The sequence below is a fragment of the Spirochaetae bacterium HGW-Spirochaetae-1 genome (assembly GCA_002839375.1).
Classification (GTDB): Bacteria; Spirochaetota; UBA4802; order UBA4802; family UBA5550; genus PGXY01.
Map to the genome: position 1 here is coordinate 144,779 of PGXY01000007.1, position 12,912 is coordinate 157,690.

Below are 12,912 nucleotides of genomic sequence, written 5' to 3' on the forward strand. Positions count from 1 at the left end.
GGAGGATGCCAGATGAACATTAAAAATACAGGTTCCGCAAAGAAGGCCGGCTACGACGGCGATGAAAACCGGGCGTTTCTCGGCAGCTTTATAAAGTCCTTCACACGGACCGAGGAATTCCGCGAAGTCGTTCACGCGGCCCTTCCTGAAGTATTCACCCTGTGGGCCGGGAAAAGCAGGATCAAGAAAAAACTTGCCGGCACCCTGGGCAGGTTCCTGGCAAAAGGATTCGCACCCCGGGGTGAATCAGCGGGAAGCCCCGTATTAGAAACCTGCGGAGACCCTGAATTCATACGGCAGGCCTCCACGCAGATGCCGGAAATTTTCAATGCCGTGATTGCCGGTCTCAACGCCTTTTCCAGGGGCCTGTCTGAAATGCCCGTGGATGAGCACCGCCGCTGCCTGAAATCGGTTATTGAAAATGCCGATGCGGGAGGAATCGGCGAGTTAATCACCAACCTGTTCAAAAGCGCCAACCTGCACCGGAGCGACCCTGATTCTCTGGTCGAAACACTCAGGCCGAAGGTCAGGTCCCTTATTGCCGGGATTGATTTTGGCGAATTAAAGGAAGCAGTGGACGGTTCGGCCGACAGCGTTACTGCTCTGACGGAAATGATCAATGAAGAGATGTGGGAATATCCCGCAAAGATGGTATGCCTGCTGTCACTCCTTCCCTCCCTGTTAAATATGGCGGTTCGGTCAGCGGTGAAAACAACGGCGCCTATCAACAGGCTGGCCCCGGATCTCCTGACCGATGTCGTCCTTTCCCTGGTACGCGAAATTGACGGTAAAAGTATAGGCTCACTTATAAACGAGCTGTGTGAAATAATAAGAAAAATCCATACCGGCAGCTCCCTTATAGGCGACAGGGGCAACCATGCCTTTTCCGCGGCAGTGTCGCAGCTTGGTGCCGCCACCCTGGGTTCCGTTGATATCCTTCTCCTTCTCAAGGCGCGGGGAATGCTTCGCGATATTGGAGACCTGGCAAGAATTTCCGCCGCAGAGATTCTCGGACAGAATCCCGCAATCGCCGCGGATTTTTTCCAGGGTCATTTCAGATCCCTGGTATCCTGGGTGCGGGCCTGGAGCCTGAAAGCCGATATCTTTGAAAGGGTTTTCACCGATGAGGACATTGCCAGGGAATTTGCCCGGGGCATGGGAGAGCTTGATGCCCAGGAGATGGCTTTCACGGCAAGCAGCATTTGCGGACTTTTCAACCAGGTTCGGCGTCTCTCGCCGGGAACGATTAAAAACTTCCTGTCGCAGTTTTTCAGTTCCCTCAATGAATCCACCGTGGCCGATGCTGCGCGTTGGTTTACCGGGGATCTTGTCCAATCAATGGAGCCTATAGCGCCGGAGATAATGCCGCCGATTATCAGCGGTATTGCAGAACTTATTGCCCCCCATGGAGAGATGTCAGCAGAAATGCAGGAAGCCTGTGAAAAACTCAGGAACGTTTTCAACCGCAAGGAGGTTTCGGCATGAATAAAGCATTCATGGAAGCGGCACTTACACTGAACAATGATTATGTCCGGGAGTGGAAACAGGCCGGCAATAAGATCATAGGCTATACCTGTTCATATGTTCCCGACGAGCTCTTTTCAGCTGCCGGGATTCTGCCGTACCGGATACGGGGATTCGGCGCGACAGAGGCAACCATTGGAGATACATATTTCGGACCCTTTATATGCAGCCTCCCCAAGGCGATGCTGCAACTGGCAGGAGAAGGAAAGTTTGATTTCCTCGACGGTGCCATAATCACCCCGGGATGCGATTCCATGAGGCGTCTCGACGAGTGCTGGCGCAAGGCCGGCGAGGATATCACGGGGATCATGCCGAAGTTTTTCTTCCACTTCGGGGTACCCCATAAATATACCGATTACTCTGTGAAATGGTTCATCGATGAGATACTGCGACTTAAATCGGCCGTAGAGACCCATTTCGACAGAACAATAACCGGGGAAAAACTCAGTGATGCCATACGGCTCTTCAATAAAAGCCGTGATCTCCTGGACGAGCTCGACAGGCTCCGGATCAGCGACGCTCCGGCCATCACGGGTACCGAGGCCATGGCGGTAATACTCGCCGGAACCACGATGCCCCGCGTCCCCTACGTGGAGCTGCTGGAGAAACTTATCAGCGACATTAAAAACAGCAATACGAGGATAAGCGGCATGACCAGGCTCATGCTTGTGGGCAGCGCCAGCGATGACGTAAATCTTGTGCAGTTAATCGAGGGAAACAAGGCCATCGTTGTAGGAGATAATCTCTGTTTCGGATCACGCTTTCATGTCGACCGCGTCGAAGAAGATGGAGACCCCATAGAATCCCTGGCAAAACGATACCTGGCAAAGAATGAATGCCCCCGCATGTACGGAGAGTATGCAGGCCGCCTGAAAATGCTCATGGACAAGGCCGGCAAGGCAAAAGTCGATGGGGTAATCTTACAGAATATCCGTTTCTGCGACCTTCACGGCTCTGAGAACGGTCTTTTTGAGCGTGATCTCGAGAAAGCCGGCATACCATGCCTGAAGATTGAGCGCGAATACGGCCCGCTGGTGGAAACGGGCCGGTTGAAAATGCGTGTCGACGCATTCCTGGAAAGAATCGGACAGAGGAGGCAAACTGCATGAGACCTGAATTAAAAGAATACAAGTTTGATACGATGCTCTGGAGCACTTTCGTTGCCGCGTCAAAATTAAAAAATGGATCGGAAAAGGAATATCGCAGCATGCTGCCCTATATCCCCTACTTCAACAGTACCGTTGACGCGCTGCTGAGATTGGGAGAACCGGGACGGCTTTTCATCGAATGCATAGCGAAGTATTTCGAGAATTATATAACGGCACGTGACAGGGGTTTTCATAATGCCGTCACGACATTCTGCTTCTCCCCGTCCATCCTCTATGCCATGGACGTATTTCCCATTTGCCTTGAGGTAATCTCCGTAGCCCAGACCTTTGCGTACAAACGGGGAACTGCTGAATTTCTCGACTATTGCAATGAAGTGGGATATACGGAAACCTCGTGTTCGTCCCAGAGGGGAACCCTCGGCGCTTTTCTTGCCGGTCTGGGCGCTGACATCGATATGATACTGACCAATACACCCGGCGTATGCGACACCAACGCGAATGCTTTCGCCTTTGCAGCGGCGTATCTCAACAAGCCGTTCTTTTCACTCGATATACCGCCGGTCCTGGTGGATCCCAGGACAGATGAATTCCAGGATTCTGATTTCAGGGCCCTCATCATTTTTCTTGAAAAGCAAACGGGCAGAAAACTCGACCGGGACCGTCTCCGCATCGTGCTCGACGAGGTCGCGAAGCAGGAGGAAATCGTTGCCGAGCTGGAAGACCTGGCGCGAATTGTTCCCAATCCGCTTCCCGTCGCCTATAATCTCATGGTCTATGCATCGCGCTTCCTCTTCTCCGGGATGAAGGAATGCACGGCAGTGCTGGAGTCAATGCGCAGGATTGGGACCGACAATGCTGATAATGGCCTTTCCGGTCTCTCCGGCGGTGTCGAAAAGATGCGTACTTTCTTCTGTTATATTGATCACTACACCAACAGCTTAAAGCTCTGGGATTTCCTCGACAGGAACGGTATCTGTTACCAGGGGAACATTCTCAGCCGTTCCTGGGCCAATACCGCTCCCCATGTAAAGGAATATCATACCGAAGCAGCGGCCTACTCTTTCGATAAAACCGACCTGGACTCCATGATCAGGACCATGGCCGACCACAACTCCCGCATGCCCATGATAAAATCGATCCGCGGGCCCTATGACGCACCGGACATGTGGCTCCAGGACACCCTGTCACTGGCAAAAATGTACAATGCCGACTGCATCATATATAATGGTACACCGGGATGCCGGAACACCTGGGGCATGGTAAAACTCCTGGCGCGGGACACCGAAAAGGCCGGTATTCCAACATTCATCATGTATGGCGATGCCTTTGATGACCGGGTTGAATCCTGGGAGGCGTCACAGGACCGGCTTGAAGAATTTTTCCGAGTACGGAGGTTAATGGCATGATAGTAGCCGGATGCGACGTGGGTTCCCTCACATCAAAAGCAGTGATAATGAAGGAGGGGAAAATAATCGAATCAATGATAATAAAGTCAAAGGCAAAGCCCGGTGACTCGGCAGATGAAGTCATGCGGCAGGCCCTTTCCAGGGCAGGACTCACCATGGAGGATATTTCGTATTGCGTTGGTACGGGATACGGCCGTGACAGAATTTCTTTTGTAAACGAGGCGCTTACCGAGATCGCCTGTCACGGCAGGGGCGCCCAGTGGCTGATCCCATCGGCACGAACCGTCATCGATATCGGCGGGCAGGACTGCAAAGCGCTGCGGCTCGACGCGAACGGCAACATGGTGAAGTTCACCGCCAACGACAAGTGCGCGTCGGGTACCGGCCGTTTTCTCGAGGTCATGGCGCGGGTTCTCCATGTGGAGCTTTCCGATCTTGGACAGTTATCCTCAGCATCAAAGAGCCCCATCAACCTGGCATCGGCCTGCACGGTATGGGCCCAGGCCGATGTTATCCAGCACCTTAACAACGGCGTTCCCGTGGCAGACATCGCAGCGGGCATCAATAGCGCCATGGCTGCCCGAATGTCGATCATCGTGAACAATATCGGCTTCGAACGGGATGTTGTCATGACCGGCGGCGTTGCCAAAAATACCGGCGTGGTATCAGCCCTTGAAAAATTGCTTGGATTGCGCATCAAGCGTGTCACCAAATCGGACCCGCAGCTCGCCGGCGCCATCGGTGCGGCACTCTACGCAGAGGATAAGTCAAAAGGAGGAAAAGCATGATTGTAGCAGGGTGTGATGTGGGCTCACTGACCGCGAAGGCAGTCATCATGCAGAACAATGAGATAATGTCATCGGCAGTTGCCCTGGCAAAGCAATCACCGGAGGAATCGGCCCGCGAAGTCATGGACATGGCCATTAAAGCAGCGGGGCTTAGCATGAAGGACCTGGCATGCTGTGTCGGCACCGGGTACGGCAGGAAACATATTTCCTTCGTCAACAGCATAGAATCGGAAATAGCCTGCCACGCCCGGGGCGCGGTATGGCAGGCTCCGACCGTCAGAACGGTCATTGATATCGGCGGCCAGGATGCAAAAGCCATCAGCGTCGATGGATCGGGCGCCGTGATCCGCTTCATCTATAACGACAAATGCGCATCGGGGACCGGCCGATTCCTGGAGGTTATAGCGGACGCCCTTGAGGTCAGGCTTGATGATCTGGGTGATATCTCAAAAAAATCAACGAAGAAAATAACCCTTTCGAACCAGTGCGTCGTTTTTGCCGAAACGGAGATCATCTCCCTGGTCAATGACGGCGCCGAAATCCCCGATATCATCCATGCCCTCCATAATGCCGTAGCAAACAGGGCCGCCGCCCTGGCGAAAAGCATCGCCGTAGGCGGAGATGTTGTCATGACCGGGGGTGTTGCCAGGAATACGGGGATGTTCGAGTCCCTGAAGAACGCCATGGGCGTAAACCTTATCATGGTAAAAAACCCGCAGATAAACGGCGCCATCGGTGCCGCTATCATGGCAGAGGACTCCCTGCGTACGGGCGAAAGGGATGCAGCGCACCGGAAAGAAGAAGTCCCTGCGAATTGAGGCGCATTGAAACTTTTCGAAAATATCATCACCGGTCTCAGGTCATGGATGGATGACATGAAGGGATCATCCGCCGTCTATAATGAACGCTCTGTCGTTCATGGGACCTGGCCGGCAGGCGAACGGGGCAATATAGTATTGCAGAACGATACCGCCGTGGAGCTGGGCAATCCCCGCGATGAATCGGCATCATTCCTGTTATGGACAGACGACGGGGACCTGGTCCACGACGGCATGTTTACCTGCATCGGACCGGAAATATCATCCTATTCCCCCAGCCGCCTGCCCCTGGGCAAGGCGGTCATACTTGCCGTTACAGGCTTCACCGAGGACAACTGTTATGAGCGATACCGCGAAATTGAATTGATACGGTATGATCTCAACCTCAGGGGCTACATGCTGCGTGCCGTATCCCAGCACATGCGGGAATGGAGCCGGATAAGCAGGCAGGCCATGGAGGACGGGTTTTCTCTCGAGATACTCGCTTCGGTCCTCATGGAGCGGTACCGCCGGCTTGACTATGTTATAGCCGTGGAGATTCTCTTCGTGACCTCATCACCGGAGGATGTACGCTCACTCCGGCACATGGGCGAAGGGGCAATGCGCCTTATAGGGGCAATGAATAAGATGGCCCGTGAGCTTTCCTTCGATTGCGGGACATGCGACTATACTGACATCTGCGCAGAAATTGAAGGTTTGCGCTCAATGCGTAATTCAACAAAAAATAAGATTTCCTGTTGAATGATACAATTCCACGAGGAGTGAATATATGAAACAATCCGCCGATATTTCCCTGTTTGACGATCTCCTGGATGAACCATTAAACCGCCTCGTTGAACAGGCCATGGATGAGAAGCGAGTCCCCGTGGGCTACACCTGCAGTTATGTCCCTGAAACACTCCTTTCCGCGGGAAAGCTTTTCCCGGTGCGCCTGAGGGCTCCCGGACTTACGGGGACCGAGCTGGCCGATACGTATCTCTCCAACGTCATCTGCTCCTATACCAAGAGCCTCCTGGAATATGCCCTGGGCGGAGGCTATGACTACCTGGGCGGTATCGTCTTTACTGCAAATTGCGATCATATGCGTCGCCTCATGGATAACATTGAGTACCTCCGGAAACCGTCCTTTATCCACACCCTTGACGTTCCGCACCGGCGTGGCGAAGCTGCCCTTGACTGGTTCACAGAAGAACTGGCCGTCCTTGCTGAAAAGCTTTCAGAACATTTCGGCATAGATGCTTTCGGCGACAATCTCGCGGGGGCAGTCAGAAACCGCAACATGTTTTCCCGTCTCATCAGGGCAATCGGTGAACTGAGAAAGCATGACCCTCCCCTCATCACGGGTGGAGAGTTTCAGCGGATAATGATAGCCTCCCAGGTCACTCCCGTTGATCTCCTCGTACCGCTGCTGGAGGATTTTCACCGGGAGGCGATCGAACGGGATGGAGTCGGCCATTACCGGGCACGGATCATGGTTGTGGGCGGCGAGCTTGACGATTCTTCCTTTATCGATATCATCGAATCCACGGGCGGTCTCGTCGTGGCTGACCGGTTCTGCACCGGGTCCCTTCCCGCCCTCGATCCCGTTCCGGAGAACGGTGATCCCCTGAGGGACATCGCGGAACATACACTCAACAAAATCCTCTGCCCGCGGATGATGGAAGAATTCGGTGAACGCGCCTCGGCGATCAGGAGCAATGTGCTGGAATACGGGGCTGACGGCGTGATCATACAGGCAATAAAGTTCTGCGACACCTGGGGTGTCGAAGGAAGCACGCTGACCTCGGAACTCCGTTCCACGGGAATCCCCGTGCTGCGCCTGGACCGGGAATACCGTCCCGGTGCCGAGGGACAGCTTCGCACTCGAGTGCAGGCCTTTATTGAAAGCATGGGGAAATGAAATTTTGACCGGGGAAAAAACTATGAATAAGAACAGGCCTTCCGTAAGCGATTATCTTACACATGCCAGGCATGTTGTACTAATTTTATCCAGCTTCGCCCTTCTCGCTCTCAGGCTCGGCCCATTGGGCCTGGTGCGGAATATCAGGCGGTATCCATGGATACTGATTCTCCTGCGGGCGCCTTTCCTCATGGGACGGCTTGCCCGGGGCAGGACGGGCCTGTACCGCGAGGCCAATGAACTGGTCATTTCCTTTATCGTAAGCAGAATGGCATCGCTGATTTACCATACATTGAGCGGAAAAAGCAATTGCATAATGCACCAGGAAATGGTGCCGCCAGAAATATCCCATGCCATGGGGCTTTCCGTATGGCCGGCGGAAATCCTGTCGATTCTTTTGCCTATTATTGATACCCACGCAGCGGAGCGCTATATCGACCGTTGTGAAAACGAGGGCATACCCCCCGATATATGCAGCCATGTGAAAATGACACTGGGTGTCGTGCTGAACGGCGAAATGCCTCCCGCATCCATAATAGTCAGCTCGAATCTTCCCTGTGACGGGAATATGACGGGGTATGAAATCACGCGGCGGTATAATGACGCCTCCATCTTCAGGCTCGACATCCCGTTCAATTTCTACGATGAGCGGGCTGCCGGGTACTTCGCCGGGGAGCTGAGAAGGATGGTCTCCTGGCTGGAAGAGAACACCCCGGGACGCATGGACTGGGACCGCCTTCGCAGGATATGCGAGGAGCGGAACCGCATGGCGGAAGCGGAGATCGAGCTCTGGGATATGATCAGCGCCCGCCCGGCGCCACTTGCCGCAGAACCGGTATACCTGAGTCACCTATGGGCGTTCAACATTGATCCGGGCAACCGGATCGCCACCCGTCACTTCATGCGGCTCATCGAAATGGCCAGGCGCAACCTCTCCATGGGCGTTCCGGCAGTGCGGGAAGAACGTTTCCGCGCCGTATTATGGAACCCTCCCATCCTCCATTTTGCCGACCTGTTCCGCTGGGCCGAAGAGGAATACGGCGTGGCCCTGATCATCGACAGCATGAGCTACAATTCTCAGCCCCTCATAGACACGACTTCATCAGATACGATTTTACGCGACCTCGGTAAAATCGTCATGCAGGGGCCCATGGCGCGTCATACCAGGGGGCCGGCCGTTAATTATATCGATGATATATTCAGGATATATCACCGCTTCAACCTTGACATGGTTTGGGTGGCGGGGCATATCGGATGCAAAAATACCATGGCCCTGAACCAGATGCTGCGCGAGGCATGCAGGGAAAAAGGAGTACCGCTCCTCATTATCGAATACGATCTTTCCGATCCCCGCATCTGTTCCCACGAAGGCATCATCCGCCAGATCGACCATTTCATGGAAAACGTCATGAAGACGGGACGGCTCGAAAGAACCGTCGAGCTTGCTGCACAATAATAAAATGAAGGAGGCGGTGATGGAAAAATATTATTACGGCGGCTGCGATGTGGGCTCCACCACGGGAAAGGCGGTAATCATGGATGATACGAGGATAGTGTCCAGTTCCATAGTTCCCAGCGAAGTGGACCCGGAAATAACGGCACGCAATGCCCTGAACGCGGCGCTCGAGGGCCTCTCGGACGTGAAAGATCTTCGCGACCTGGTCTATCTCATCGGTACCGGTTACGGCAGGAACGAGGTTCCCTTCGCCGATGAAAACATTTCGGAGATAACATGCCACGCCAGGGGAGCCTTCTTTTCCGATCCATCCATCAAGACCATCGTTGATATAGGCGGCCAGGACATGAAGGGCATTGCCGTAGCCGATGACGGGTCGGTCCTTGAATTTATAATGAATGACAAGTGCGCGGCAGGAACCGGACGCTTCTATGAGGCCATGAGCAGAATATTCCGAATGGATCTCCCGGAATTTTCTTCCCTGTCCCTTACGGCAAAAAAGATCATACCGGTGACGGCGCAGTGCAGTGTTTTTGCGGAAACGGAGGTAATTAGCCTCCTGGCAAAAAAAAATCCCCCCGAAAATATATGCGCGGGCATCCAGGCAGCCGTTGCCAAGCGATGCTTCACCCTTTTAAAGAGGGTCGGCCTGCGACCGAAACTGACAGTGACCGGAGGCTGTGCAAAAAACCGGGGGCTGCTGAAATCACTGGAGGAACTGCTGCGCGTCGACATTGCACCTCTTAATCACGACCCCCAGATCATGGGAGCCGTGGGTGCCGCCATCCTGGCCAGGGAAAAGGCCCGCATGAAAACCGGCACTGCGGCAACGGAAGAAAAACGTCATGCCATAAATAAATGATTCAATCTTATTGATTCTGTATAGTTAAAACAGCTTTATAACATAATACCGCAATAGTAGAGTTTATTCATCGGAGAAAATATTGATGACATCAGTACACTGAAAATGGTTTCGTATAACTTCTCTGGTCATGGAGCAATAAATTTATGCAGACGATGCATTATATGCTTTACAAAATAACGGATATCCTTCTCTATCATGACATGGACTTTTTCAGCAAACATATAGAAAAAATAAGGTCATTTATAGAAAGAAAGAAGCAAAACGGCTCAGTATCGGAGCTTTCTTTTGATCAAAATTTGACATGGCCCGAAGGTAATAACAGAAACATAGTGCTTGCTCCGGACATGGCCGTTGAACTGGGAAACCCCCGTGACACCTCGACATCTTTCTTCCTCTGGACCGACGATCCTGATAAAGTTCGCAACGGTCAAATAACCATAGTGGGACCGGAACTGAAAAAATGCCAGGGTAAAAGCCTGCCCTTCGGGAAAATAGTTCTTGTTTCAGGCCGTGATTTCAACGAAGACAACAGCTACGAGCGTTACCGCGAAATGGAAAGCCTGCGCTATGAGCTGAACCTGAAGGGGTACATGCTCCGTGCAGCGTCGCAATACAAGCGTGAATGGAGCCGTATAAGCAATGAGGCACTGGACAAGGGATTATCCTTCGCCGTGCTGGGAAGCGCCCTGATGAAACAGCTCTATGCCTTTGAATATATCGAAGCAGTGGAAGTGATATTCATCACCTCGAGCCGTGACGACGTCTTCGAGATGTGGTCCGTCAATGAAGAGATAAGCAGGATAATCGGCGCCATGAACAAGATGATGCAGGAGCTGTCCTTCGACTGCGACAGCTGCGATTTTACCGATGTCTGCAGCGAGGTGTCGGACCTGCGCCACATGCGGGATTCCATGATGAAGAAGGTATGACCATGGGAAAAACCGGGAAAGCTAAAACTATGATAATGGCCGTATGCGGCAAAGGCGGCGTGGGCAAAACCTCCATCAGCGCCTCCATCATCCGCATCCTGGCTGAAGACCTGAACCGGAAGGTGCTGGCCATCGACGCTGACCCGGCTGTCGGCCTTGCCACGGCACTGGGTTTCACCCCCGCAAGGACCGTGGACGAAATCCGCAATGATCTCATCAGCAGGGTGGAAAAAGGCCAGGGCGGCGATAAAAAAGAGCTCCTGAAACAGCTTGACTATGAAATATTCGAGGCCCTCACGGAAAAAGGCAACCTGGCCTTCCTTGCCATCGGCCGGCCCGAGAAAGTGGGCTGCTACTGCCAGGTGAACGATTTTCTCAAGGACGTCATTGAAACCATCGCCATGAATTTCGATTATGTTGTCATCGACGGCGAGGCCGGCATCGAGCAGGTCAACCGGCGCGTCATGGAATCAGTCACGCACCTCCTCCTTGTCTCCGACGCATCCATGAAGGGAATCACCGTGATAAAGACCATCAAAGAAGTTTCCGATTCAGCCATAGCCTACGATGAGGCGGGCCTCATTCTGAATCGTATCCGCGGCAGCGAAGAGGCGGACCGCCTGTCGATCCCCGAAGGAATCAGGCTCATCGGCTGGGTCCCGGAAGACGACATGATCCGCGAGACCGATATCCAGGGAAAGAGCATCATGAACATGGCCGAATCACCGGCCATCAGGGCGGTGCGCAAAATCCTGCTTTCCTTCAATTTCCTGCAGCACGATACGGGCGTGGCTGTATGACGATTTCCCCGTTGTAACAAAGGAGACAGGTCAGTCGGTGCCCTTTGTGAAGCCGTGGAAATTCACCGACTGACTCATACCATCCACTAGAAATAGAATGAAATCGACGGCCGCAGAAACAATCCGCTCATATTTATTTCTTTGCCTACATTGTTCTGAAGGCTGATGAGGTGCCACTGGTTAGCAAAGTCAGGCTCCATCTTCGCCAGGTCATATCCAACCTGGAACGAGATGGCGAGCCGGGGCGTCACGAAAAATTCCGCGCCGACACGGAATAGTCCAGCCACTACCTCTTCCGAGAGCTCGGGGCCGTACTGATTCACGCCGAACCCCTTTCCCCCGCCACCGGAACTCTCTTCGAAATATCCCAGAAGTGTTATTTTTTCATAGGCCACACCGACACCAGCAAAGACATTGAAGCGCCGTGTAACATTATAGTTGAAGTAAATCATGACGGGGATATCGAATCCCTTTGCATCAACAATAAACTTGCCTGTTCCAGTATTATTCGGATCAAGAGGAGCAATAGTAGATACATCCCATGCCTGATTCGGCACATAGGCGAGCTGGCCCCAGATGCTGTCAAAGCCGAAACCCGCCATGAGCCATTTCGTGAAACGGTACCTGACTTCAATGCCGAACTGGCGCTGGAGTCCCGTATTTTCAAATCCCAGGGCTGGGCTGAAGGTGGAATTATTGCCGCAAACCGTGATGCCCATGACATTGAGCGTGATGCCCACACCCATCTTCTGCACATAGGCCATGTCCAGGAGGTATTCCCTGGTTTCGATGAGGTCTTCTTTGGGCACGGAAATGGTTTCGGCCAGGACCTCACCGGTCTCCACATCGGTGAGCTTCACCGTGATGGTGAAGGTCTCGCCCACTTCACTGACACTGCCAAAAAGCAGGGCCTGGGCGTCGAGAAGTTTGCCCGCTTCCGCCGCCTTGCCGCCGTCCGTGGCACCCGAGAGCTGCAGGGACTGCTCCTGAAAAATTGTGCCCAGGTTCTTTCTTTCAACGACGCGGAACAGGGTGGACTGGGAAAACTCCGCGGAGAAGAGCTCGGCCATGGCCTCACCCAGGCTGTTTTCCTTTGCAGCGGCGCCCAAGTTCTCGAAATCAGCGATGGCAATGGCCTTTTTGAAATTTATGGTCCGGTTTTTCCGGTACGACTGGGACAGCTTTTCCGACACGTCAGCGATTTTTCCTTCAATTTTATTGTTCGCCGCTGAAAGACCCGCGGCGGAAAATACTACAAGACAGATGACAGATAATAGTTTTTTCATATAACCTCGATACCAGTTATGCAGAATATTT

12 protein-coding genes are annotated in these 12,912 nt (G+C 53.2%); 11 read left to right on the forward strand and 1 reads right to left on the reverse strand.

From position 1 onward, the window contains the following. The first annotated feature begins 12 nt into the window (after nucleotides 1-12). From CVV44_14190 to CVV44_14240, 11 genes are all read left to right on the forward strand, one after another. Nucleotides 13-1,485: a hypothetical protein gene (locus CVV44_14190; GenBank protein ID PKL37496.1), complete on the forward strand. Its 1,473-nt coding sequence runs from the start codon at nucleotides 13-15 to the stop codon at nucleotides 1,483-1,485. Beyond that, nucleotides 1,482-2,633 carry a 2-hydroxyacyl-CoA dehydratase gene (locus CVV44_14195; protein PKL37497.1) on the forward strand — a complete coding sequence of 384 codons (1,152 nt, stop codon included), beginning with the start codon at nucleotides 1,482-1,484 and terminating at the stop codon, nucleotides 2,631-2,633. The genes CVV44_14190 and CVV44_14195 overlap by 4 nt, the downstream gene beginning before the upstream one ends. Continuing rightward, entirely contained in the window at nucleotides 2,630-4,039 is a 1,410-nt protein-coding gene (locus CVV44_14200; protein PKL37498.1) for a 2-hydroxyacyl-CoA dehydratase, read from the forward strand. The genes CVV44_14195 and CVV44_14200 overlap by 4 nt, the downstream gene beginning before the upstream one ends. Continuing rightward, entirely contained in the window at nucleotides 4,036-4,827 is a 792-nt protein-coding gene (locus tag CVV44_14205; GenBank protein ID PKL37499.1) for a 2-hydroxyglutaryl-CoA dehydratase, read from the forward strand. The genes CVV44_14200 and CVV44_14205 overlap by 4 nt, the downstream gene beginning before the upstream one ends. Continuing rightward, nucleotides 4,824-5,645 (forward strand): 2-hydroxyglutaryl-CoA dehydratase, encoded by an 822-nt coding sequence (locus CVV44_14210; GenBank protein ID PKL37500.1) that lies wholly within the window; start codon nucleotides 4,824-4,826, stop codon nucleotides 5,643-5,645. Before CVV44_14205 ends, CVV44_14210 begins: the two co-directional genes overlap by 4 nt. Before the next feature lie 6 nt (nucleotides 5,646-5,651). Then, the gene (locus tag CVV44_14215; protein PKL37501.1) at nucleotides 5,652-6,386 is read left to right on the forward strand and encodes a hypothetical protein; all 735 of its coding nucleotides are present in this window, start codon (nucleotides 5,652-5,654) and stop codon (nucleotides 6,384-6,386) included. Between the two features lie 28 nt (nucleotides 6,387-6,414). Then, nucleotides 6,415-7,545, forward strand: a complete 1,131-nt coding sequence (locus CVV44_14220; protein PKL37502.1) for a hypothetical protein — start codon at nucleotides 6,415-6,417, stop codon at nucleotides 7,543-7,545. Nucleotides 7,546-7,567: 22 nt separating this feature from the next. Beyond that, complete coding sequence (locus tag CVV44_14225) at nucleotides 7,568-9,001, forward strand: 2-hydroxyacyl-CoA dehydratase (protein ID PKL37857.1); 1,434 nt, start codon at nucleotides 7,568-7,570, stop codon at nucleotides 8,999-9,001. A 19-nt stretch (nucleotides 9,002-9,020) separates the two neighbouring features. Beyond that, complete coding sequence (locus CVV44_14230; GenBank protein ID PKL37503.1) at nucleotides 9,021-9,863, forward strand: activase; 843 nt, start codon at nucleotides 9,021-9,023, stop codon at nucleotides 9,861-9,863. Between the two features lie 146 nt (nucleotides 9,864-10,009). Further along, nucleotides 10,010-10,795 (forward strand): hypothetical protein, encoded by a 786-nt coding sequence (locus CVV44_14235; protein PKL37504.1) that lies wholly within the window; start codon nucleotides 10,010-10,012, stop codon nucleotides 10,793-10,795. Nucleotides 10,796-10,797: 2 nt separating this feature from the next. Then, nucleotides 10,798-11,595 carry a cobyrinic acid a,c-diamide synthase gene (locus CVV44_14240; protein PKL37858.1) on the forward strand — a complete coding sequence of 266 codons (798 nt, stop codon included), beginning with the start codon at nucleotides 10,798-10,800 and terminating at the stop codon, nucleotides 11,593-11,595. An 86-nt stretch (nucleotides 11,596-11,681) separates the two neighbouring features. Here the strand turns inward: CVV44_14240 and CVV44_14245 are convergent, their stop codons facing one another. Beyond that, complete coding sequence (locus CVV44_14245) at nucleotides 11,682-12,881, reverse strand: hypothetical protein (GenBank protein PKL37505.1); 1,200 nt, start codon at nucleotides 12,879-12,881, stop codon at nucleotides 11,682-11,684. Between the last annotated feature and the right edge of the window lie 31 nt (nucleotides 12,882-12,912).

What these genes read in the sequence shown, in the direction of transcription:
- CVV44_14190 (PKL37496.1), top strand. Translation starts at nt 13, where the DNA reads ATGAACATTAAAAATACAGGTTCCGCAAAGAAGGCCGGCTACGACGGC.
- CVV44_14195 (PKL37497.1), top strand. Translation starts at nt 1,482, where the DNA reads ATGAATAAAGCATTCATGGAAGCGGCACTTACACTGAACAATGATTAT.
- CVV44_14200 (PKL37498.1), top strand. Translation starts at nt 2,630, where the DNA reads ATGAGACCTGAATTAAAAGAATACAAGTTTGATACGATGCTCTGGAGC.
- CVV44_14205 (PKL37499.1), top strand. Translation starts at nt 4,036, where the DNA reads ATGATAGTAGCCGGATGCGACGTGGGTTCCCTCACATCAAAAGCAGTG.
- CVV44_14210 (PKL37500.1), top strand. Translation starts at nt 4,824, where the DNA reads ATGATTGTAGCAGGGTGTGATGTGGGCTCACTGACCGCGAAGGCAGTC.
- CVV44_14220 (PKL37502.1), top strand. Translation starts at nt 6,415, where the DNA reads ATGAAACAATCCGCCGATATTTCCCTGTTTGACGATCTCCTGGATGAA.
- CVV44_14225 (PKL37857.1), top strand. Translation starts at nt 7,568, where the DNA reads ATGAATAAGAACAGGCCTTCCGTAAGCGATTATCTTACACATGCCAGG.
- CVV44_14230 (PKL37503.1), top strand. Translation starts at nt 9,021, where the DNA reads ATGGAAAAATATTATTACGGCGGCTGCGATGTGGGCTCCACCACGGGA.
- CVV44_14235 (PKL37504.1), top strand. Translation starts at nt 10,010, where the DNA reads ATGCAGACGATGCATTATATGCTTTACAAAATAACGGATATCCTTCTC.
- CVV44_14240 (PKL37858.1), top strand. Translation starts at nt 10,798, where the DNA reads ATGGGAAAAACCGGGAAAGCTAAAACTATGATAATGGCCGTATGCGGC.
- CVV44_14245 (PKL37505.1), bottom strand. Translation starts at nt 12,881, where the DNA reads ATGAAAAAACTATTATCTGTCATCTGTCTTGTAGTATTTTCCGCCGCG.